Annotated in this window: 20 protein-coding genes; 6 read left to right on the top strand and 14 right to left on the bottom strand. The window is 36.8% G+C overall.

The window, feature by feature from the left end; genetic code table 11:
- Nucleotides 1-188: 188 nt before the first annotated feature.
- From dnaX to IO90_RS14575, 6 genes are all read right to left on the bottom strand, one after another.
- Nucleotides 189-1271, bottom strand: coding sequence for a DNA polymerase III subunit gamma/tau (gene dnaX / locus IO90_RS14600; protein WP_034968079.1), 1083 nt, complete (start codon nt 1269-1271; stop codon nt 189-191).
- A gap of 330 nt (nt 1272-1601) precedes the next feature.
- Nucleotides 1602-2072: a hypothetical protein gene (locus IO90_RS14595; RefSeq protein ID WP_034968076.1), complete on the bottom strand. Its 471-nt coding sequence runs from the start codon at nt 2070-2072 to the stop codon at nt 1602-1604.
- A 75-nt stretch (nt 2073-2147) separates the two neighbouring features.
- Nucleotides 2148-3389, bottom strand: coding sequence for a 2-oxoglutarate dehydrogenase complex dihydrolipoyllysine-residue succinyltransferase (gene odhB / locus IO90_RS14590; RefSeq protein ID WP_034968073.1), 1242 nt, complete (start codon nt 3387-3389; stop codon nt 2148-2150).
- 64 nt (nt 3390-3453) lie between these two features.
- Nucleotides 3454-6264, bottom strand: a complete 2811-nt coding sequence (locus tag IO90_RS14585) for a 2-oxoglutarate dehydrogenase E1 component (RefSeq protein WP_034968071.1) — start codon at nt 6262-6264, stop codon at nt 3454-3456.
- A 127-nt stretch (nt 6265-6391) separates the two neighbouring features.
- Nucleotides 6392-7426, bottom strand: a complete 1035-nt coding sequence (locus IO90_RS14580) for a polyketide cyclase (RefSeq protein ID WP_034968068.1) — start codon at nt 7424-7426, stop codon at nt 6392-6394.
- A gap of 15 nt (nt 7427-7441) precedes the next feature.
- The gene (locus IO90_RS14575) at nt 7442-10036 is read right to left on the bottom strand and encodes a BamA/TamA family outer membrane protein (protein ID WP_081871828.1); all 2595 of its coding nucleotides are present in this window, start codon (nt 10034-10036) and stop codon (nt 7442-7444) included.
- Between IO90_RS14575 and IO90_RS14570 the strand changes: the two genes are divergently transcribed.
- A complete protein-coding gene (locus tag IO90_RS14570) occupies nt 10022-10750 on the top strand; it encodes an RNA methyltransferase (protein ID WP_034968066.1) in 729 nt (242 codons plus the stop codon). The genes IO90_RS14575 and IO90_RS14570 overlap by 15 nt on opposite strands.
- A 40-nt stretch (nt 10751-10790) precedes the next feature.
- On the opposite strand, the gene IO90_RS14565 is transcribed toward IO90_RS14570, so the two are convergent.
- The 5 genes from IO90_RS14565 to porQ form a co-directional block, all read right to left on the bottom strand.
- Entirely contained in the window at nt 10791-11285 is a 495-nt protein-coding gene (locus tag IO90_RS14565) for a hypothetical protein (protein ID WP_034968063.1), read from the bottom strand.
- Between the two features lie 3 nt (nt 11286-11288).
- Nucleotides 11289-11597 (bottom strand): phage holin family protein, encoded by a 309-nt coding sequence (locus tag IO90_RS14560; protein ID WP_034968062.1) that lies wholly within the window; start codon nt 11595-11597, stop codon nt 11289-11291.
- A 91-nt stretch (nt 11598-11688) separates the two neighbouring features.
- Complete coding sequence (locus IO90_RS14555; RefSeq protein ID WP_034968059.1) at nt 11689-12066, bottom strand: YtxH domain-containing protein; 378 nt, start codon at nt 12064-12066, stop codon at nt 11689-11691.
- A gap of 92 nt (nt 12067-12158) precedes the next feature.
- The gene (gene cmk / locus IO90_RS14550; RefSeq protein WP_034968057.1) at nt 12159-12836 is read right to left on the bottom strand and encodes a (d)CMP kinase; all 678 of its coding nucleotides are present in this window, start codon (nt 12834-12836) and stop codon (nt 12159-12161) included.
- A 125-nt stretch (nt 12837-12961) separates the two neighbouring features.
- The gene (gene porQ, locus IO90_RS14545; RefSeq protein WP_034968054.1) at nt 12962-13957 is read right to left on the bottom strand and encodes a type IX secretion system protein PorQ; all 996 of its coding nucleotides are present in this window, start codon (nt 13955-13957) and stop codon (nt 12962-12964) included.
- Nucleotides 13958-14138: 181 nt separating this feature from the next.
- Between porQ and pyrH the strand changes: the two genes are divergently transcribed.
- The 3 genes from pyrH to IO90_RS14530 all read left to right on the top strand — a co-directional run bounded on the left by pyrH (nt 14139) and on the right by IO90_RS14530 (nt 16521).
- Nucleotides 14139-14846 carry a UMP kinase gene (gene pyrH, locus IO90_RS14540; protein WP_034968052.1) on the top strand — a complete coding sequence of 236 codons (708 nt, stop codon included), beginning with the start codon at nt 14139-14141 and terminating at the stop codon, nt 14844-14846.
- 108 nt (nt 14847-14954) lie between these two features.
- A complete protein-coding gene (frr, locus tag IO90_RS14535) occupies nt 14955-15509 on the top strand; it encodes a ribosome recycling factor (protein WP_034968049.1) in 555 nt (184 codons plus the stop codon).
- Between the two features lie 241 nt (nt 15510-15750).
- Nucleotides 15751-16521, top strand: coding sequence for a 4-hydroxy-tetrahydrodipicolinate reductase (locus tag IO90_RS14530; RefSeq protein WP_034968046.1), 771 nt, complete (start codon nt 15751-15753; stop codon nt 16519-16521).
- Between the two features lie 108 nt (nt 16522-16629).
- On the opposite strand, the gene IO90_RS14525 is transcribed toward IO90_RS14530, so the two are convergent.
- The 3 genes from IO90_RS14525 to IO90_RS14515 all read right to left on the bottom strand — a co-directional run bounded on the left by IO90_RS14525 (nt 16630) and on the right by IO90_RS14515 (nt 20229).
- Nucleotides 16630-19176: a phosphoenolpyruvate carboxylase gene (locus tag IO90_RS14525; RefSeq protein ID WP_034968043.1), complete on the bottom strand. Its 2547-nt coding sequence runs from the start codon at nt 19174-19176 to the stop codon at nt 16630-16632.
- Between the two features lie 210 nt (nt 19177-19386).
- Nucleotides 19387-19827: an HRDC domain-containing protein gene (locus IO90_RS14520; RefSeq protein ID WP_034968041.1), complete on the bottom strand. Its 441-nt coding sequence runs from the start codon at nt 19825-19827 to the stop codon at nt 19387-19389.
- Between the two features lie 69 nt (nt 19828-19896).
- Complete coding sequence (locus IO90_RS14515; protein WP_034968038.1) at nt 19897-20229, bottom strand: single-stranded DNA-binding protein; 333 nt, start codon at nt 20227-20229, stop codon at nt 19897-19899.
- A 176-nt stretch (nt 20230-20405) separates the two neighbouring features.
- On the opposite strand from IO90_RS14515, the gene IO90_RS14510 reads away from it, so the two are divergent.
- Complete coding sequence (locus IO90_RS14510; RefSeq protein WP_034968036.1) at nt 20406-21278, top strand: hypothetical protein; 873 nt, start codon at nt 20406-20408, stop codon at nt 21276-21278.
- A 116-nt stretch (nt 21279-21394) separates the two neighbouring features.
- Nucleotides 21395-21859, top strand: coding sequence for a hypothetical protein (locus IO90_RS14505; protein WP_051878734.1), 465 nt, complete (start codon nt 21395-21397; stop codon nt 21857-21859).
- Nucleotides 21860-21868: the final 9 nt, after the last annotated feature.

Raw genomic sequence — 21868 nt, 5'->3', positions numbered from 1 at the left:
CGGCTCAGATGCTTTCTGAATTACCTTTTTAGGTTCTTCGAAAGATATTTTGGTTGTTGGTTGCTGTCCTTCGACTCCGCTCAGGATGACATTGTTGTTGGTTGCTGGTGATTTAGCTTCTGGTTTTGACTCTTGAGTCTTTACACTTGGCTCTTGAATCAGGTTTGCTTCAAGAAGTGGCGCTAATATTAAGAACTTTTTTTTTTAGCTTCCAAACCTGCCGTGAGACTTGATAATTGCATCAAGGCAATCTCAACTGTCAAACGTGGATTTTTGGAATTTTTATAATTGATGTCGGCGAAATTACAAATCTCAATGCCGTCTATCAATTCCTGAGCTTTCCATTTTTGCGATTGCTCGGCAAACTTGGATTTGGTTTTTTCTCCAACTTCGATCAGATTCAAAGTTTTTGGATTCTGAGCCATCATTAGATCTCGGAAATGATTTCCCAATCCGGCAATGAAAATGTGCGGGTCGAAACCTTTTTTCACAATCTCGTCGAACGCGATTAAAACACCAGGAATATCATTTTCCTTCGCCAAATCAGCGATTTTCAGATATTGGTCGTAGTCCAGAATATTGAGAACTTCCGCTGCTTTTTCGAGCGTAATATTTTTCTGAGAAAAAGTACTTAGTCTATCAAAAATCGATAAAGCATCTCTCAAAGCACCATCAGCCTTTTGAGCAATCAGGTAAAGCGCATCGTCTTCGTAAGTGATATTTTCCTTCTCGGCAATCTTTCTCAAATGCTCCTGAATATCTTCAATCGTGATTCTTTTGAAATCATAGATCTGACATCTGGAAAGAATCGTCGGAATGATCTTGTGTTTCTCAGTTGTTGCTAAAATGAAAATAGCATGTGCTGGCGGTTCTTCCAAAGTTTTCAGGAATGCGTTGAAAGCAGCCTGAGACAACATATGAACCTCGTCGATGATATAAACTTTATACTTTCCGACTTGAGGTGCAAACCTCACTTGGTCAATCAATTCACGAATATCATCAACAGAGTTATTCGAAGCGGCATCTAATTCATAAATATTGAATGCGAATCCGTCATCATCTGCAGCTCCAGACTTCTCATTGATTTTTCTTGCTAGAATTCTGGCGCAAGTCGTTTTACCAACACCTCTTGGTCCGCAGAAAAGCAGAGCCTGAGCCAATTGACTTTCGTCGATGGCGTGTTCCAAAGTATCGGTAACGTGCGATTGCCCAACAACAGTGTCAAACTCTTGCGGACGGTACTTGCGTGCGGATACGATGAAATTTTCCATTGCTCAAAAGTAAGGATTAATTGTGAATTTTGGAAATGGTTTTTAAATAATTGTTTGTTGGTTTGGGAGAAGATTTAAACACAAAGAGCGCAAAGATTTCTTTGAAATTATTGAAAATATTTTTAAGGTACGCAAAGACGTAAAACTCACCAAAGACAAATTTCAACGGTTGGTAAATCTGAAACTAGAAAACAAACTTTCAACTTTGCGAAGCTGCAGCCCGACTTGAGCGGAAATCCTTTTTTGCTTGTACCAAAGTTCTATTTAAACTGAAATCATCTGCAAAAAAGATTGGGAGCGGAAGGCGGAAAAGCTGCCCAAATAATTTCATTAATAATCTTCATCGTCCTCATCCAAAAAGTCCAGTTCGTCATCGCTTTGAATATGGTCTGGAGAAACTCCAGGTGGATTGAACAATCCCCAATCATCAACAATGTAATGTTTCTGATTAAAAGATCCAACCCAATCGATAAACAAAAGTCTAAATTCCTCAATTAATTTTCTAATAAGATGATAATATTTTGCATCGGAGAAACCAAAGTGTTCCAAATTGTTACCACCGACCATTATATCGCGCGCCACTTTCCTAATGATTGCGGTATTCTCCATTTTTATATCATATAACTTTACTGCTTCTGCGCCACAAATCTTTGCCTGAATAATCATACTATCGCCCAACAAATGTTGCTTGACGTTTTGTAAATAATCATTGTCTTCTGGAAACAAATCCGTAATGACCTTCACAGTTTCGTAGATCTCCTGTGATTTTTTGTAAAGTGGTAACTCAAAGCAATTCATCATAATTCAATTTTATGACTAAATATAAAAAAAAGAGAGCAAAAAACTTGCTCTCTTTTTTCATACTGATGAAATCAATTATAATTCCAAAGCTTTTCTTTCGTCGCCATCCATTAGGAATTCTACTGGATTGTCGATTGCTTCTTTCACAGCAACCAAGAAACCTACGGATTCTTTTCCGTCGATGATCCTGTGGTCATAAGACATTGCAACGTACATCATTGGTCTGATAACGACTTGTCCGTCAACAGCAACCGGTCTTTGGATGATGTTGTGCATTCCCAAGATTGCAGATTGTGGCGGGTTGATGATCGGCGTCGATAACATCGATCCAAAAGTTCCACCGTTTGTGATAGTGAATGTTCCACCAGTCATCTCGTCAACTGTGATTTTTCCATCTCTTACTTTTAGAGCAAGATCTTTGATATTTGCTTCAACACCTCTTAGAGACATATTTTCTGCATTTCTAAGAACTGGCACCATCAAACCTTTTGGTCCTGAAACCGCGATAGAAATATCTGCAAAGTCATAGTTAGTTTTGAAATCACCGTCGATAGAAGCGTTCACATCTGGATAAAGTTTCAATGCTCTGGTTACAGCTTTTGTGAAGAAAGACATAAATCCAAGACCAATCCCGTGTTTTGCAGCGAATTCTTCTTTATATTGTTTTCTGATTCTGAAGATCTCAGACATATCAACCTCGTTGAAAGTCGTCAACATTGCTGTTTCGTTTTTCACTGAAACCAATCTTGCAGCGATCTTTCTTCTAAGAACTGAAAGTTTTGTAGTTGATGTTCCTCTGCTTCCACCGCTTGCACTTCCCATTGCAGGAACCGAAGCTGTAACAGCGTCATCTTTTGTAATTCTGCCGTCTCTGCCAGAACCGCTTACCTGACTTGGAGCAATTCCCTTTTCGTCAAGGATTTTCTTAGCAGCAGGAGAAGGTGTTTGAGCAGCATAGGTTTCAGTTTTTGCAGCCTCGGCTTTTGGAGCTGGTGCTGGTTCTTCTTTTTTCTCTTCCGCTTTAGGCTCTTCTTTTGGTTTTTCTGCAGCTGGTGCAGCGCCACCGTCTGGTTTTGCAGCATCCATATCAATAAGACAAACCACTTGACCAACTTGAACCACTTCACCTTCTTCAGCTTTCAAAGTGATGATTCCACTTTGCTCAGCAGGAAGTTCCAAAGTTGCCTTATCAGAATCTACTTCTGCAATTGGCTGATCTTTTTCTACGTAATCACCGTCTTGTACTAGCCAAGTCGCAATTTCTACTTCTGTGATTGATTCTCCTGGTGAAGGAACTTTCATTTCTAATATTGACATACTCTTTTTTGTTTTTAATTTCAGAACAGCCGAAACTGTTATTCTTTATAGTTTATTAATTTTATTAAGCTGTAACTGGTCTTTTTACAGGTTCGTCATTGCATTGAAAAACAGAATTGATGATCTTCGTCTGGTTTTTCTCAAACATCTTGTGACTTCCTGGCGCAGGCGTTCCACTTGCAACTGGAGAAATCAACTGAATGTTCGTATCCCTAAAGTTTCTCAATATGAAACTCCAAGCACCCATATTTTCTGGTTCTTCCTGAGCCCAAACTAAATCTTTCCTGTTTTTATATTTGTCAAAGATTGCTTGAACTTTTTCAAAATTTAAAGGATAAACTTGCTCAAGTCTTACTAAAGCTACTTTATCGTCATTCAATTCTTCTTTCTTAGCCAAAAGATCGTAATATAATTTACCAGTACAAAGTACCAATTTTTCCACTTTTGCTGGATCAGCCGTTGGATCATCCAAAATTGGTTGGAAACTTCCTGTTGCCAAATCTTCTAGTGGAGAAACTACTTTTGGATGTCTCAATAGAGATTTCGGCGTCATAATTACCAATGGTTTTCTGAATCCAAACTTCATCTGTCTTCTCAACAAATGGAAATAATTCGCAGGAGAAGTAATATTGGCAACGATGATATTTTCGTTTGCAGAAAGCGTCAAGAATCTTTCCAATCTTGCAGAAGAGTGTTCTGCACCTTGACCTTCCGATCCGTGAGGCAACATCATAACCATTCCGTTTTGGATTTTCCATTTTTCCTCTGCCGCAACCAAATATTGATCTACAATAATCTGTGCCCCATTCGTGAAATCTCCAAACTGCGCTTCCCAAATTGTCAATGTTTTAGGCGCTGCCATAGCATAGCCATAATCAAATCCTAAAACACCATATTCTGACAGATGTGAATTGTAAACATCAAATCTTTGATCATTGATGTGTCTCAACGGGATGTATTCTTCTTCCGTATCTTCAGTTTTTACAACTGCGTGGCGGTGAGAGAAAGTTCCTCTTTCTACATCTTCTCCAGAAATCCTTACATTATAACCTTCGGTAAGTAATGTTGCATAAGCCAACAACTCGCCTGTTGCCCAATCCAAAGAATTATTTTCTACCATCTTCACTCTGTTATCGAAAAGACGGGTGATTTTATTAATGAATTTTTTATCTGCAGGAAGAGTGGAGATTTTAACTGCAAGCTCCTTCAGTTTTTCAAGATCGTAAGTTGTATCAATATCAGAATTCGAAACACAACCTTTTCCACCGATCGGGAAATCTGTCCAGTCATCTTTCATAAAGACATCCATCGTGTTTCTCTCGATTTCTTTGGAAGCGTCAAAATTCTCATCCAACAAACCTTTGAATTCCTGCTCCATTTTTTTCAAAACGTCATCAGAAACTACATTTTCCTTGATCAAAAGATCTTTGTAGATCTCCCTTGGATTTGGATGTTTTGAAATTAATTTGTAAAGATTTGGTTGCGTAAATCTTGGCTCATCACCTTCGTTGTGTCCATATTTTCTGTAACCAAGAAGATCGATATAAACGTCTTTACCAAACTTAGCACGGAAATCCGCTGCAAATCTGATTGCGTGAACTACAGCTTCTACATCATCAGCATTGATGTGCATTACTGGAGAATCCGTCACTTTTGCAATATCTGTACAATACACAGACGATCTTGCATCCATATAATTTGTTGTAAATGATACCTGATTGTTCACAACAATATGAACAGTTCCACCAGTTCTGTAACCTTCAAGATTCATCATCTGAGCGATTTCATAAACGATGCCTTGACCTGCAATTGCACCGTCTCCGTGGATCACGATCGGAAGAACTTTAGAATAATCGTCATTGTAAGTGTTATCAACTTTTGCTCTGCAAATTCCTTCTACAAGAGCTGCTACAGTTTCCAAGTGAGATGGATTCGGCGTTAAATTGATTCTAACTTCTTCGCCGTTTGCAGTAGTGATTTTTTTAGAAGATCCCAAGTGATATTTAACGTCACCAGAGAAAACGTCTTCTTCAAATTCCTTACCTTCAAATTCTGAAAATATCTGTTTGTAAGACTTTTGAAAAACATTGGTCAAAACATTCAAACGTCCTCTGTGCGCCATTCCGAGAACCACTTCGTCAACACCTAATTGTGAAGAGCGCGTGATCAATTGGTCTAGTGCAGGAATTAGAGATTCGCCTCCTTCGAGAGAGAAACGTTTTTGACCTACGAATTTTGTATGAAGATAATTTTCAAACGCCACCGCCTGGTTTAATTTGAAAAGGATTTCGGTTTTTTCCTGAGCAGAAAGATTTGGATGGTTTTCGTTTACGTTGACCCATTCCATGATCCATTTCTTCTCCTCCACATTTTGGATATGCATATACTCTACTCCGATAGAATCGCAATAGATGTTTTGTAGATGCGTCACGATTTCCTGCAAAGTCGCAGGACCAGGCATTCCGGTTTGTGTTGCAGAATTGAACTTCTTGTTCAGGTCTTCCTTGGACAATCCGAAGTTTTCTATATCAAGAGTTGGGAAGTAATGTCTTCTTTCTCTTACAGGATTTGTTTTTGTGAAAAGGTGACCTCTTGATCTGTAAGCTTCGATCAGGTTCACCACTTTGAATTCTTTTGAAATGTCTTCTGAAACAGCATTACTTGTCACAGCTTGTTGTGCGTACTGAACTGGAGCAGAATTAGACGGCGCTGAAACATAAGAATCTTCTTCGCTGTAGTTTTCTAAAGCAAAATCGAAACCTTGGAAAAATGCTTTCCAAGAAGGTTCTAAAGCGTCTGGGTATTTTTTGTACTGCTCGTACATATCATCAACAAGTTGAGCATGTACGGCATTTAGAAATGAAAATTTATCCATTATTACAGATTATCTGTTAAAATATTTACTTATTAAATAATTGCCAACAAATTTACTAAATTTTTGCAGACTGGCATATAATGTAACGGTTTATTCCCGTAAATATACGTGATATTTATCAGATATGTTAACGAAAAACCGGCAGGGATAATTTCAATTTAACATCCTGAATATCTGTCGGTTCCTCCAGAAACTCTTCATAGAGCTGTCCATTTCTGAGTGTGTCTTTTTTCACCTTTTTGAGTAGTTCTTGGATGTTTTTGATACGGTTGTTGTAATTTCCTTGATAGTAGATATAGTACATCTTAGAAGCATTCAAGGTTTGGAAATTAAAATTATTATCACTCACGGATACCCTTTTTGACAAAGGAATTCCGTAAAAATAAGAGATTTCTTTATCCTTAAGATTGGATGCGTTTGTGAGCAAAACTGGCATTCCAAATTCGTCATCTTTTTTGGCGAGGTCGGATTTTACAAAATTGAGAACCTTGTTGTGATTCATCAAGACATTTTTAAACAAAATATCTTTCGTATTTCTACTACTTACATTCACTCCCAAAATCAGTCCGCCTTCTCTATTTTCAACCATCACGCTATCGTATTTGATAGAAGCTAATTGTTGATCTTTGTCTACCTTGTTGCCCAAAAGTGCAAAGAGGTTTTTCATACTTTTGTCAATATTCTCAACAAAAAAATCTTCTGCAACCAAGTTGAGTGATCTTTCCAAATAACTTCTTTTTGGGGTATGAATGTTCCAAACCATTTTGGTCTTTTCGCCAGCAGGAATAAATTTTACATCAATCAAATAAGGATTTTCGCTTTCTCCTTCGAAAAGCTGATAACGTAAAGTTCTGTTGGGATTAGAATAGCGAATAAACATATCACCAAATTCCTCATTCTTATTATCAGAAAACTTCATTGCGCTTCCAATGCCTTCATAAGGTGTAAAAAAACTATAGCTAATATCTTTTTTTCCATTAAAGAAATCATTCCAAGCTGTGAAGTTTTGAAGATTATTAAACTGAGGAAAAACCTTGTCTACAGGATATGCGATCTCGGAACGATGTACAAAACTTTTGCTCTCGTCCACAAAATTCATAGAAATAGAATAGATCCCGAAAAGACACAGAATGATAATAATGATAAACTTGAGAAGACGCATTGTATGTAATAAATTTTAGAATGGATAACCGATAGCGAAATTGACAGTTGGTTTGAGAGGCTTGATTTTATCAACAATCCAACGCTCGCCTTCCGGACGGTTTGGGTCGTACATTTTGTAAGCCATATCCAATCTCAAATTGACATAAGCGATATTCATACGGATTCCGAAACCACTTCCGACACCCATTTGGCTAATGAATTTTTTGAATTTGAATTGATCTCCAAAACCATTGTCCTTAAGCCCCCAAATGTTACCTGCATCTGTAAAAAGCGCCGCTTCGAAAACATCTGTCAATGGCATTCTGTATTCAACACTTGTGGTAAGTTTTACATTATCCATTGCGAAAGATCGTACCCTTTCGTCCAATTGAGAGTCTGCAGGACCCAAACCACCAAAAGCAATCCAAGCTCTGATGTCATAAGCACCACCATTGAAATACGATCTAATAAACGGCATTTCTGATGAATTACCATACGGAATCCCCACGCCTACAAATTGTCTGAAAGCTAAAGTATGCGGTTTTGCACGATTATTAAAAAATGTGAAATATTTTCTAAAATCAAAATCGAACTTGATGAATTGCGAAAACGGAATTTTGAAAATGGTTTTTGTATTCCCATAAACCAAGTAATTCTCTTCTCTCTTCGTAATCATATTGAGGAAATTGCCTGCAAGCTCCACTTTTCCACTGAAAGAAAATGGATTGGTGTAATCTTTCTTTCCAATTTGATTGTAAGTGTAATTATAAATAAGCGAAGAAATAATCACGTCCTGCGTCTGGCGCTCCTTGTTGTAAAGCGATTGCATGAAGTTATAAAGCAAATTCCTATCAGAATTTATAAGGTTTGTAATGAATGGTGTATCCTCCAAAATGATTGCAGAAATCTGGTCGAAGGAATATCCGGAGGTCAGAATTTCCGGATTATTTACAGCATATAGATCAAATATATTTCGTCGGATCTCATTATCAGCAGGGAAATATTCATAGTATCTGTCTTTGTTTTGGGTAAGACTCAGCTGTGTGTTGAAGAGCGTCAATCTATGTTGTATCAATCCATCTTTCACATTGGCGTTGAAAGATAGCCCTGTATTAAAGTTGATTCTCCCCAATCCAATATTATTTTGAACAGTAGCACCAAGATTCAAACTCGTGGTTGGTGAATATCTTTTTGGAACTAATTTCCAGTAATTTTTGAATGGAACCAGCAATCTTGGAAACTGCAAAGAAGCCTGTGCAGATAGCTCGTATGCGTTGAAAAATGCATCCGGATTTTTCGGATCTTTCGTGGTTCCTATGATTCCGGAAAAACTGGTGATCAGATTTTCTGCGCCACCAAAAACATTTCTTGTCGTCAAATCGACTGATGGTGAAAAACCGAAATTCAAGATTTGAGAATAATGAACATCTGTTGCAATATTAAACTCATATTTTGGTAGGGGTTTTAAAATATATTCTACATCTATGATGCTATCTCTTTCCGCAGCAGTACCCTCTTTTCTAAGTTCATCCGTTGCTTTAAGGATGGTGAAGTTGTTCATCGCCATCAGGTTTCTTCTTGTCAAATCTAGATTGGATTGTTTGTAAACATCTCCAGGTTTAATGATAATCGGACGCCACAAAGTAATCGAATCATACTTTCGATTTTGTCTGCTGATCTCAATTCCTCTGATGCTGTCTTTGATTTTCAATTTACCAACATTGTTAATATTGTTGGCAACAGAAATAGAAACTTTTCCAATTGTTGCTTTCCTATAAGGCGTATCCAAAGAATCCTTATGAATCGTCATCACGACTGGAACATCCTTTCTCCCTCTTAGAGAATCTGCCACGAAATAAATATCCTGACTGTCATTATTAAATTTATAATAACCATCCTCCTTTGCCAATTCGTTGATTCTTGTAATTTCTTTTTCAAGAACGGTTTCATCCAAAACTTGTCCTTTCCTCACAAGACTTTTGTCTAATCTGGATTCGTAAAGCGCTTTGATGTTGGGATCTGGAATGTTGTAATAATATTCCTTTATATGCGTCGGATCTTTGTGCCTGATGATGTAACTAACTTCAGCTTTTTTGTGTGCAGAATCTTTTTTCACCGTTGTTTCAACTTCCGAATCCCAATAACCCCGGTTGATCAATCGATTGTTGATACTTTTCTCACTTTGCTTGGTCTTCGCATCACTGTAAATGATCGGCGCTTCTCCCACGGTGTGAAAAAATCTGTTCCAGAAAAGATTCTTACCGACATATTCAGGGCGTTCATATTTAATGAAAAGAGAATCTCTTAATTTTTGATTTCTCATCTCACCTGGGTAGGTCATATATTCTTTGAGGATCGTATCGTATTTTGGATTGGCCGCGTTGTAGAATAATAGTCCAAGTGGCAAAACAACAAGCGTTTTCTTGTTTGGTTTTTGAGCAACCATTTCCTGGATTTCGTCCGAGTGAACTTTGCCATCTACGAATTCAAATTTGTTTTTTGTGAGAAGAAATTCGCCATCCGGCACCTTCTTCGTGACATTGCAAGCATACAAAATGACACTTAAAATTGCGGAGTACGAAAATATATGATATTTTTGAAAATATTTGTTGATATGCTTACGGCTCATACTATAAAGATTATACAATCTCTGGATAAAAAGAAATACAGGCAAAAATACAATTTGTTTTTAGTTGAGGGTAATAAAATTATAAAAGAACTACCCAATTCTAACTACGAAATTGAAAACCTATATTCTGTAGAACCAGAAAATATTACTTTCAAAACGCAGGAAATCGAAAAAATCTTGCCCACTGATCTCAAGAAAATCAGTTTTCTGCAACATCCGAAAGATTCTGTCGCGGTTTGCAAAATTCCAGATGGGAAGATTTTAAAAAATATTGATGTTCAATTGATATTGGATGGGATTCAGGATCCTGGGAATTTGGGGACAATCATCCGATTGGCAGATTGGTTTGGGATTGAGCAGATCATTTGTAGCAATGATACCGTTGATCTTTACAATCCGAAAGTGATCCAGGCAACAATGGGATCTTTTCTTAGGGTCAATGTTTTTTACACAGAGCTGGAAGAATATTTCAAAGATTACAATCATCCGATCTTAGGGACTGACATGAATGGTGAAAACATTTATGAAACCGAATTCCCTGAGAAGTTCTCTTTGGTTTTCGGTAATGAGGGAAATGGAATAAGACCTTCAACAGAAGATCTTATTACCAAAATGATTACAATCCCAAGATTCGGAAAATCACAATCCACAGAGAGTTTGAACGTCTCGATGTCTGCAGGGATAATCCTGGGAAATATTTTTTCTAAAAAGTAATTTTGTTTAGACTAATGAAATAGAAACTCCAGATCTAAAATTAAATTAATTTTTCTAAGCTTGAAGCTGTTTTGTTTCTTTGATATTCATCCAATTTTTTTCTGAGAAATCTCAAAGCATACGGCGCAACATAGATCAATGCCAAACCAACTAATTTTCTTTTCCAACTTTTATTCATCACACTTTTTTTTGCGAAATTACCTACAAGCGCTACAGTTCCCATTTTCAAAGTAGTCTCCAACAATCCGGATTGCACGGTATCATTTGCCAGACTCATTACATTTCTTTTAGACGCTGTCTCTTTTAATCCAAACGAGATTTCTCTCATTATATTTTGAGTATCCAAAGCTAAGGATTTTTCTCCATCTTCGTCTTCTGTTTCTTTGAGGAATTTATCTGTCAACCCATTTGTCATTACACTTAGGCTATCCTTTTTACTTTTGAAGGTCAGAATATCTTCCAACTCTCCTATTTCTTGTTTCAGAAGTCTTTTCTGACTTCTAAGTTCGTCTAAATTAGTATAATTAGTTGCCATAAATTATTTGTTTAGAAAGTCGATTACCTGATTTGCTATAGATTTTACGATTGCTTTTTTCATAAAAAATACGGCAATCATTACTACTAAATAAAATCCTGCAACGATCAGAAATCCGTACGCCGCGTTTCCGATAGATTGCCCAATTAAGAAAGCGATTCCAAAATTGAAGAGAATGATGAAGAAGGAAAATGCGATCAAAACAATGGAAAGAAACGCAATAATGCCCGCTGAGAGAGAAGATTTTTCGGTCAACTGGATCTTGACAAGATCCAACCGTTTGGAAGTATAATCTTTTATAATATCAATCATAAGTATCTTGTTAAATATAAAATTACACAATTATTTACAAAAAAAGGAATTTAGAAACTAAATTCCTTTTCGAAAAACTAAAATATAAGGTTTATTTCAAACCGTCCAACTCAGTTTCTACGTCTTTTACCACATCAGAAGTTTTGGAAACAATCTGATCTTTATATTTATCATAGCTGTCTTTTACAGTAGAAGCTACATTTTGAGCTGTCTCTTTTACGGTAGAAGAAATTGTATCGTACTTATCCTTTACGTTGTGAGAAACTTCGGAATATTTATCCTTTACAAGTTCAGATGTTTTTCCGTACTCATCAACAGCTTTGTCTTTTAGATCATTTGCTTTGTCTCTGATTTTTTTTCTAGTTTCTTTACCTTCTTCCGGTGCATAAAGTAAACCTAAAATTACTCCTGTTGCGGCCCCTGCTAGTAACGCAGCCAATACTGCTGCTGAATTTGATTTTTTAGACATGTTATTATTTTTAAGTTAATTAATAATCTTGCTCGTTGCATCTAAATTTACAACTAAAATGCCAAAGATGCCTTATCGTTCTTAAAATTTTGTTAAAACTTTTTGACATAGGATAATATTAACTCAATTGTTTCTTCTTTATTAATATTTGTATTATCAATTAGAATTGCATCATCTGCTTGCTTCAATGGTGAAACTTCTCTTTCACTATCGATCTTATCTCTGGAAATCAAATTTTGTTTTACGGTTTCGATATCCGTTCTTTCACCTGCCAATTCCAGTTCCAAAAATCGTCTTCTGGCACGCTCATCCTGACTTGCTGTCATGAAAAATTTGTAATCGGCCTTTGGTAGAACCACTGTCCCAATATCTCTGCCATCCATTATCACACCACCTTTTTCAGCAATATCTCTTTGAGTTTTCAAAAGATAATTTCGGACTTCGGCTTCTTTTGCGACTTGGCTCACATTGTCAGAAACCTGTGGGAAACGGATTTCTCTATTGATGTTTTTCCCGTTTAGAAAAAGCTGCAATTCACCATCAACATTCTGAAACTCAAGATTGATTTTTGGGAGGATCGAAAGTAATTTTTCAATATCGATACTTCGATCTGGATTCGTACAATTCTGAAGTGCGAAATAGGTAACACCTCTGTAAAGTGCGCCGGTATCCATGTGGATGAGACCAAGATTTTTTGCAATGATTTTAGAAATGGAACTTTTTCCTGTGGATGAAAATCCGTCGATTGCGATTACCGGTTTTTTTGTCATACCACAAAAATAAAAAATTTTGAGATTTTGACCTTAATAAATTTAATATTAAACAAGGAATATTTTTAGGAATTGATAAACATTATCTTTCTCGAATCATGATTTTTGTTTCTTGAATCTTAAACTTATCTCCTATTTCCGCCTAGCTGAATAAGATCCATCGTAAGGCCAATCATATTGACATTGGAAGCATTGTGATAACGCATATGAGAATAGTCGAAACGGAAAGAAGAAATCCTCAAACTGAAACCTGCGGATAGTCCGGTGAAACTTCTCTGATCAAGAACAGCCAACTCACCGCCTCTTTTTACATTGTAACCAACTCTGATATTGAAAGCCTGACCTGGAAATAATTCAGCACCAAAAGCCAGGTGATCCAAAACTTTTCTTCCAAATTTGGTTGGTTGCCCGTTGATATCGGTTTCTGCTGAAATATTGAATTGCTGAAGATCGTGAGCAGTAATCGTGAGTGCGGCTGGAAATTCATCCAAAATTTTGGTATAACCAAGATCGACACGGAAAGGCAATTTTTCCCGTACGCCGTTGTAAGGCTGGAACTGATAACCAAAATTCCTGAAAACCAAAGCCAAGGTTTCGTTAGTCTTATCAAAGTAATAGGTTACTCCCGCAGTCGCTGCGATTGCCGAAGAAGAATAAGTGTCAATTTTTGAAGTGATGTAATTGACATTGGCGCCAATCGTGAAGTTATCTTCAAATTGATAAGCGTAACCAACTCCAATTGAAGCATCCATCGCGGAAAAATCACCATTGATGATGGAATTCTCGTCGGTTCTCGGCATTGAACCGTAATCCATGTATCGCGCATTGAAAGAAACCAAATGCCCGAATTCCAGATCGCGAACGTAACTAATGCTACCAATCTTCGTATCTGCCAAATATGAGGAATAGTTCACAGACAACATATTGTCCATCTCGATATTCATCAAAGCTGGGTTGGCGGCTGTAAAATTGACATCATAATCACGAACAGAAACAGCATCGCCCAAAACGGCTTGTCTTGCTGAGATCGGAATATTCAGAAATTGATAAACTGTGGTTCCTGTTTGAGAAAAAACCACACCTGAAATGACGCTAAATAAGAGATTGTAAAACTTCTTCACACTATTTTTTGGCTTTGCAAAAATAATCTATTTTGAGGTTTATCAAAATTTTTGCACGACTATCTTTTTCATTAACGTAATTCTTTTCCTTTCATTATATTTGCACAGTCAAAATTTTAAATAAATTTGAAATATCTGCAATCACGATGGCAGATGATTAATAAAAAAGTAATAAATATAAATGAAATACAAAAGAATCCTTCTGAAACTGAGTGGTGAAGCACTAATGGGAGAACGTCAATACGGCATCGACAACGATAGACTGAAAGAATATGCGGTCGAAATCAAAAAAGTGGTTGACAAAGGTTGCGAAGTGGCAATCGTGATTGGCGGAGGAAATATTTTCAGAGGATTGGCTGGTGCAGCTAAAGGGATGGACAGAGTTCAGGGTGATTATATGGGAATGCTGGCAACCGTGATCAACGGAATGGCTTTGCAGGGCGCTCTGGAAGATGCAGGAATTATTACAAGATTGCAATCTGCCATCGAAATGGACAAAGTTGCAGAACCTTTTATCAAAAGAAAGGCAGTTCGTCATCTCGAAAAAGGAAGAGTTGTCATCTTCGGAGCTGGAACCGGAAACCCATATTTCACAACTGATACTGCTGCAACATTGAGAGCAATTGAAATAGATGCAGACGTGATTTTGAAAGGAACAAGAGTGGATGGAATCTACGATAGCGATCCAGAAAAAAATGCAGATGCCGTAAAATTCAACAGTTTGTCTTTTGACGAGGTGTTTGAGAAAAACCTTAAAGTTATGGATATGACCGCTTTCACGCTGAGCCACGAGAACAAATTGCCGATCATCGTTTTCGATATGAACAAAAAAGGTAATTTGGAAAGACTGATCGACGGCGAAGTTATAGGAACGCTCGTGAATGTGTAAAAAAGTCAGAGGTCGGAAGTCAGAAGTCGGAAGTGTTCCAACTTCGAATTTCAAATCTTGAACTTTGAATTATTTTAAATGTGTCAATTATCAAATTTTAAATATACAATGGAAGAATTAGAACTCATTGTAGCCTCCGCAAAGCAAGAGATGGATGCTGCAATCAAGCATTTGGATCATGCTTTCCAAAAGATCAGAGCCGGACGTGCTTCTACATCTATGGTTCAGGACGTGATGGTGGAATACTACGGAGCGCCAACGCCTCTAAGCCAAGTGGCAAACGTGTCTGTAGTGGATGCGATGACGCTTTCTATCCAGCCTTGGGACAGAACAGCAATTGGTGCGATCGCAAAAGGAATCGTGAATTCCAACCTTGGATTTGCACCGTCTAACAATGGTGATGTCATCATCATCAACGTTCCGCCTTTGACAGAGGAAAGAAGACGTGAATTGGCCAAACAAGCAAAAGGTGAAACGGACCAAACGAAAGTAACCATCAGAAACGCAAGACAGGAAGGGAACAAGGAATTGAAGAGACTTGATGGAATCGCGGAAGACCTGATCAAAGGTGCTGAGAAAGACATCCAAGATCTGACAGATGCCTACGTGAAAAAGTCTGACGATGCTTACAAGACAAAAGAAGCGGAAATCTTAAAAGTTTAAGTTTCTGTTCTGGAATTAAAATAAAAACCTCGTTTCAATTTTTGGGACGAGGTTTTTTGTGGATTTTACATTTGATGAAATCAGAGTTCAAAATATTTGAAAAATAATAAGTCTTATAACTTAGGCAAGTCATTCTTTAAATGTGATTTTGACTCTCAAAAACATTTATTTTATTTATCGTACCTTACTGATGTTAATAATTCGAAATCGATAATTAAAATAAATCTATAAAAAAGTGATTATGAAAATAGGATTAGTAGGATTTGGGAAAGCGGGAAAAGCAGTCGCGAATGTTATTCTTCAGCATCCGGATTTTTCTCTGGAGTGGGTACTGAAAAATAATGATAAACTGAATAACCTCTCTGCAAAAGATATTATTGGGATCTCAGCAACGGACAATGCGCTCATCTATTCTCAGCAGACCACAGATCTCGAAAAATTGCTAACGAAAAATCCAGTAGACATCATCATCGATTTTTCTACAGAAGCAAGCATCCATCACTACGGTAAAACGGCAGCTCGGAAGAAGATCAAAATCATCTCCGCCATTTCCCATTATGGGGAAAACGAAATCAAACTTCTCAAAGAACTTTCTGCAGAAACCGTTGTATTTTGGTCTCCAAATATCACATTGGGTGTCAATTATCTTTTATTTGCAGCCTCTCTGCTAAAAAGTATTGCACCAGGCGTGGATATAGAAGTGATCGAAGAACATTTCAAAGCCAAATCTGGCGTTTCCGGAACCGCTGTGAAAATTGCAGAAACTCTGGATCTGGAAACCGAAAGTATCAACTCCGTAAGAGCTGGTGGAATCGTAGGGAAACATGAGGTTATCTTTGGATTTCCTTATCAAACTGTTCGTTTGGTTCACGAGTCTATTTCGCGAGAAGCCTTTGGAAGTGGTGCTTTGTTTGTAGCCGAAAATCTGAAAGACAAGTTGAAAGGCCTTTACAATTTTGAAGATATTCTTCGCCCTTATTTTTTCAACCAATCACAAAATACTTTATCTTGACTTAAAATTATTCTTTGCAACAAACAAAAACCTCTCAATCACTTGAGAGGTTTCATTTTTAATAGAATCATCAACTTGATTCTTTTTATTTTCATATTGAATATTACTTTAAGCAGAATTTCTACTGGCATTAATATTTCCAAACAAAGAACGCATCACAAGTTTCTCGTAACTTTCGCGATTTCCCTCTCCTTTCTGGATTTTCATCAATGCATATTGTTGAATGCTCAAAAGTGGAAGTACGATCTTCTCACGGATCTTCACAGACTTACGATTCAATGGTTCTTCTTGCATCAGGATTTTGTAACCAGTTAGTTCCAGCATCATTTCTTTGGATAAAGAAAACTCAGCGAAAAGAATATTCCAAAACTCACCAAACTTCTCATTGTTTCTCATATAATAAGTCAATGGGAAATAGGTCTTGTTCATACTCATCATCGAGTTCAACACCAAAGTTTTGAAGAAATCCGAACCTTTATACAATTCTTTGATTTCGTCAAATCTTCCAGCTTCCATCATTGTTTTCAAGGCAAATCCAAATCCGAAGAAACCAGGAACATTCTGTTTCAATTGCGACCAAGATCCTACGAAAGGAATCGCTCTCAGATCTTCAAATTTCAATTCAGAACCTGCGCCTCTTTTGCTAGGTCGGCTTCCGATATTGGTTCGTCCGTAATATTCCAACGTACTCATTTCCTGAAGATAAGGCACGAACATTGGATGCGCTTTCAAATCGGAATATTTTTTATAACTGAGGTCAGCTAATTCTGAGATCAGTTGTCTTTCTTTCTCATTAAGATCTTTTTTGACGCTTTTGAAAACATCATTTTCAATTCCAGCCGTCAACAATTGTTCGAAGTTAAATTTCGCCTGATCTTTGTTTCCGAATACACTTGTAATGGTTTGTCCTTGGATGGTCAATTCGATTTGGTTGTTCGCAATTGTTTTGCCTTGTGAAGCGTAAAAATCGTGGGTTTTTCCACCACCTCTTGCTGGCGGTCCACCTCTACCGTCGAAGAAAACGACCTTCATTCCGTTTTCCTCAGAGATTTTAGTCAGTTTTTCTTTTGATGTATAGATCTGCCAGTTTGCTTTCAAATAGCCACCATCTTTGGTTCCGTCGGAGAAACCAAGCATAATGATTTGTTTGTTGTTTCTTCTTGCAAGATGTTTTTTGTAAACCGGATGGTCGTACAAAGTTTTCATCACGCTTTCAGATCTGTCAAGACCTTCCATTGTTTCAAAGAGCGGAACGATATCGATATTGATATCTTCATCTTTGTAACCGCAAAGTTTCATCATCGCATAAACGTTCATCACATCTTTCACTTCGTCCGAATTTGAAATGATGTAACGGTGCATTCCGCGTTCGCCATTGTTTTCCTGAATCACTTTGATGTTATAAACACTTTTCAAAGTTTCACAAGTCATCTCATCTTCGAAATCATCAGGATTTAAAATAATCCCAGAATCTAAAAGCAAGTCAATTTTCTCATCGTTTGTTCTGGAATCAACATTTCCATCAATGACTTTTTTGAAAATATCATCGATCACATTTTGATGAATTCTACTATCTTGACGAATATCCAAAGTTGCAAAGTGCGTCCCGAAAATCTTCACGCGATCTCTAAAATCATCCAAAACGCCAAAGAAAAGTCCGTTGTGCTCTTCCTTTAAAATCTTTTCCGCTTTATCCAATTCTGCGATGATTTCCTCTGCAGAAATCCTCACATCTTCTTGGAAAATTGAATCGTAAATTCTTTTGCTTACCGCTTTCAAAACGTCAGAAACACCTCGGAAACTCAATCTTCTTCTTACGATTTTCAAATGTCCATAATAATCTTTCAGAATTGAAATTCTCAATTCCTCAGCGACTTTCATTGTAATGTCAGCCGTCACAAATGGATTTCCATCTCTGTCACCACCAGGCCAAAATCCCAATTGGATGATGTCTGTATTCGGTGTAAAATTGGAAGTTCCGTAAACCTGTTTTATTTTTCTGTACAGCTCGCCAATACTTTGATAATAGACATATCTCAAATAATAAATGATGCTCATCGCTTCGTCCAAAGGCGTTGGACGTTCTTTGTTGACGAAAGGTGTTTTCCCTAATTGCTGAAGCAAGGTATCAATCTGCGTCACAGAATCATTGATGATGGCATCACGCAAATCGTGGATAATTCTTTGAACCGCATTTGGATAAAACTGCGTTGGATGCGCGGTGAAAACAATCTTGATGGCAAAATCGTCCATCTTTTTTCTGATCGCTTCCAAATGATGTTCCTGATTGGCTCTGTCATAGAGATTCATCACCGTTCCGGAATCACTTTCTGAGTGAAGTTGCTGGAAAGCGGCGTCTTCTATACTATCGAAAAGTACCACTTGTCTTTCTATATATTGTATGATTTTGAAAAGCAATTCCAGCTTTTGGTCTTCGGTTTCTAATTCGGTGTGTTTCTGGAAAAATTCTTCCACAATCTCTTCCGGAGATTTTCCCAGTTGATAGCCGTCTTTGCTTTCTTCGTAAAGAAAAGGCAACAACATCCCAATGTTTGTCATTTTATCATACGGCAAACTCATAAAGAGCGAGTTGTAGATTTGAAACTTATTCTCTACAATTTGCCTGAATTTTTCAATTTTCTGATCGTTTAGCATTTAACAAAAATAAGAGATAAATTAGAATATCAATCTTCGGAAATGTTATTTTTATCTTAATATCTCGATATTTTGTCATTTTTTTTGGACGCAAAACCCACTACGTTTGATTATAATTAATATGTTAGATTTTAATTTCGCAAAAACATTTCGACAGGCTCAGTATAAACTTCAAACTCAGCAAAGAATAATGATTTTTCAAAGTGAATATTAAGCATTTTCCAAAACTTCGATGATTTCCGTGCCGTACTTTTCGGTTTTGGATTTTCCCAAGCCGTTGATTTGTTCAAGGTCTTCCAAGTTGCTCGGTTTTTGTTTGGCGATAGAAAGAAGATGCGCATTATGAAAGATAATGTAAGCTGGCAATTGAGATTCCTTCGCTTTTTCCGATCGCCAATCTTTCAGTTTGTTATAAATGATCATCTCCTCTTCCGATAGTTCTTCTTCGGAAATTGGAACTGCTTTGCTGGAAACAGGTTTCGATTTTTTTTCTTGATAAGAAATCAATACAGACCAATAATTCATCTCATCTTCAATTAATTTTGAATTGGTGTTCATCACATCGTTCTCCTCGAGAAAATCGTTGATCGCATTTTGATCCGCTGTTAAAAACTCTTCTGAAATTCTAATTTGAAATACTTTAACTTTCATCTTATTGATATTTAAAAAGATAAAAACCTCGACAAGCTTTTGACCTGTCGAGGTTTTGTTTGATGTGAATTATTTGGAACCCAAAAGAACCAATTCTTCCACACGGATTTCGGTTATCATTCGTTTTACCCCATCTTTGTCATCGTAGGATCTGTATGTCAGCTTTCCTTCTATGGCGATTTCTTTGCCTTTTGGCATATACTTTTCCATCACTTCGGCAGTTTTGCCGTAAGCAACCAAATTGTGCCATTGCGTTTCTTCTACTTTCTCGCCATTGGCTTTGGTGTAGTAATCATTTGTAGCAATTGAAACTGTTGCTTGCTTGTTTCCATTTTCGTAATTGAAGATTTCTACTTCTTTTCCTGTGTGACCAATTAGTGTCACTTTGTTTCTTAACGACATAATAAATAATTTTTTGGATTAAACTTTTAAAACCAGAACGTATCATCGTGTTTCCTGATTTTCTTACTGCAAATTTTCAATAAAATGAAAACGTTATTCGGTAGAAAAGTATTTATATCCGTTTGTAATCGTTTGTAATTGATAAGGATTTTATAAATTTGATAAAACGATATAAAATGGGAACTTGGGGAACTTCTATAAAAGACAACGATGCATTTGCTGACATATACAGCGAGTTTTTCGATTTATATAATAAAGGAGCAGAACCAAATGTTATATCGAAAAAAGTTTTCGACGATAACTGGGAAATTCTTGAAATAGAAGAAGAAAAAAATAGTTTATGGTTTGCTCTTGCTTTAGCTCAATGGGAAACAAAATCACTTGAACCAAAAATACTATCGGCAGTTGAAGAAATAATTATATCAGGTGCGGATTTGAAAACTTGGCTTGACCTTGGTGCAAGTGAACAAGACATTAGAAAGAGGAAAATTGTTCTCGATAAGTTCCTGGAAAAAATAAGATCAGACAGACCTAAAGCAAAACCTAGAAAACGAGTTAAATCAAAAATTCCAATTTTTGTAACTGGAGACTGTTTTGTATTTAAAATGGAAAATGGAAATTTTGGTGGAGCTGTTGTATTAGCGAGAGATGACAATCCAGAAACAGCTTATAATTTGGTAGCTACAACAAGACTTAATCAAATTAAAAAACCGACAATTAAAGACTTTGAAAATGCCGAAGTTTTGATTTGTAATTTTGGACATTGGGAAGATAAACCAGATATAAACTGGTGTATGCCCGATCTTTTTTATAAAAACTATTCAGACATCTATGAACTAGCAGGAAATCTTTCTGTGGAAATAGAATATGAGACAAAAAACTACCAAGGAGAGGGTTACTTATTTAAGCCGACATTTACAGCGGGTTGGAATATGAAAGGTGCACTTGAAAGACAACTTGACTCTGAACTTACGAAGCAAAAGCCATCACAAAAAATCACTATAAAAAAACTTACAAAAAAAGGTAAATGGTGGAAAGTATTCAAATGAGAGGGCTTGTCATAATTATCTTGCTTTATCTGACGGAAAATCTATAGTTCAAATTTTGTACTTCCACTGAAATATCTCTTTTATTTTAAAGACCAAACGATTTCAAACAAATCCAAATGACAAAAAATATCCAAACCATTTTCTATGCTTTTCTCACTTTAATTTTTCTGATCAATTGCGAAAAGAAAAACGAGAAAATTGCTGTCAAAAATTATGAGAATTATCTAGTTAATACAACTTGGCTCATCAATAATGAAAAATTGGTTGGATATGAAATCGTTGAAAAACAATTTATATTAAAGAAGAAAAACGACACGGCGCTCATTTGGAATTTCTCCGCAATCGAGTTTACGGACAAAGAAAAATTCACAAGTTACAACAGCTGGGAATGTGGAAATGACTGCTTCACCTCCATCGATGGAACATATAAATTTGTGGACAAATCTGAAATCGAATTTCAAATCGAAAGCATCACACGCACTGGAACTTGCGAAGCGCCAATCGAACGTTTCGGCAAACCGAAAATATTCACGATGACGATTGAGAAATTCGGCGATAGTTTGGTTCTTAATAAAAATTAAAATCTGCGT

The sequence above is a fragment of the Chryseobacterium sp. FH1 genome (assembly GCF_000735135.1).
GTDB lineage: Bacteria > Bacteroidota > Bacteroidia > Flavobacteriales > Weeksellaceae > Epilithonimonas.
This window is presented reverse-complemented; position numbering and strand designations above follow the sequence as displayed.

Bases quoted from the DNA above. Each gene is read 5' to 3' on its own strand.
- dnaX (WP_034968079.1), bottom strand. From the start codon at position 1,271: ATGGAAAATTTCATCGTATCCGCACGCAAGTACCGTCCGCAAGAGTTT.
- IO90_RS14595 (WP_034968076.1), bottom strand. From the start codon at position 2,072: ATGATGAATTGCTTTGAGTTACCACTTTACAAAAAATCACAGGAGATC.
- odhB (WP_034968073.1), bottom strand. From the start codon at position 3,389: ATGTCAATATTAGAAATGAAAGTTCCTTCACCAGGAGAATCAATCACA.
- IO90_RS14585 (WP_034968071.1), bottom strand. From the start codon at position 6,264: ATGGATAAATTTTCATTTCTAAATGCCGTACATGCTCAACTTGTTGAT.
- IO90_RS14580 (WP_034968068.1), bottom strand. From the start codon at position 7,426: ATGCGTCTTCTCAAGTTTATCATTATTATCATTCTGTGTCTTTTCGGG.
- IO90_RS14570 (WP_034968066.1), top strand. From the start codon at position 10,022: ATGCTTACGGCTCATACTATAAAGATTATACAATCTCTGGATAAAAAG.
- IO90_RS14575 (WP_081871828.1), bottom strand. From the start codon at position 10,036: ATGAGCCGTAAGCATATCAACAAATATTTTCAAAAATATCATATATTT.
- IO90_RS14565 (WP_034968063.1), bottom strand. From the start codon at position 11,285: ATGGCAACTAATTATACTAATTTAGACGAACTTAGAAGTCAGAAAAGA.
- IO90_RS14560 (WP_034968062.1), bottom strand. From the start codon at position 11,597: ATGATTGATATTATAAAAGATTATACTTCCAAACGGTTGGATCTTGTC.
- IO90_RS14555 (WP_034968059.1), bottom strand. From the start codon at position 12,066: ATGTCTAAAAAATCAAATTCAGCAGCAGTATTGGCTGCGTTACTAGCA.
- cmk (WP_034968057.1), bottom strand. From the start codon at position 12,836: ATGACAAAAAAACCGGTAATCGCAATCGACGGATTTTCATCCACAGGA.
- pyrH (WP_034968052.1), top strand. From the start codon at position 14,139: ATGAAATACAAAAGAATCCTTCTGAAACTGAGTGGTGAAGCACTAATG.
- frr (WP_034968049.1), top strand. From the start codon at position 14,955: ATGGAAGAATTAGAACTCATTGTAGCCTCCGCAAAGCAAGAGATGGAT.
- IO90_RS14530 (WP_034968046.1), top strand. From the start codon at position 15,751: ATGAAAATAGGATTAGTAGGATTTGGGAAAGCGGGAAAAGCAGTCGCG.
- IO90_RS14525 (WP_034968043.1), bottom strand. From the start codon at position 19,176: ATGCTAAACGATCAGAAAATTGAAAAATTCAGGCAAATTGTAGAGAAT.
- IO90_RS14520 (WP_034968041.1), bottom strand. From the start codon at position 19,827: ATGAAAGTTAAAGTATTTCAAATTAGAATTTCAGAAGAGTTTTTAACA.
- IO90_RS14515 (WP_034968038.1), bottom strand. From the start codon at position 20,229: ATGTCGTTAAGAAACAAAGTGACACTAATTGGTCACACAGGAAAAGAA.
- IO90_RS14510 (WP_034968036.1), top strand. From the start codon at position 20,406: ATGGGAACTTGGGGAACTTCTATAAAAGACAACGATGCATTTGCTGAC.
- IO90_RS14505 (WP_051878734.1), top strand. From the start codon at position 21,395: ATGACAAAAAATATCCAAACCATTTTCTATGCTTTTCTCACTTTAATT.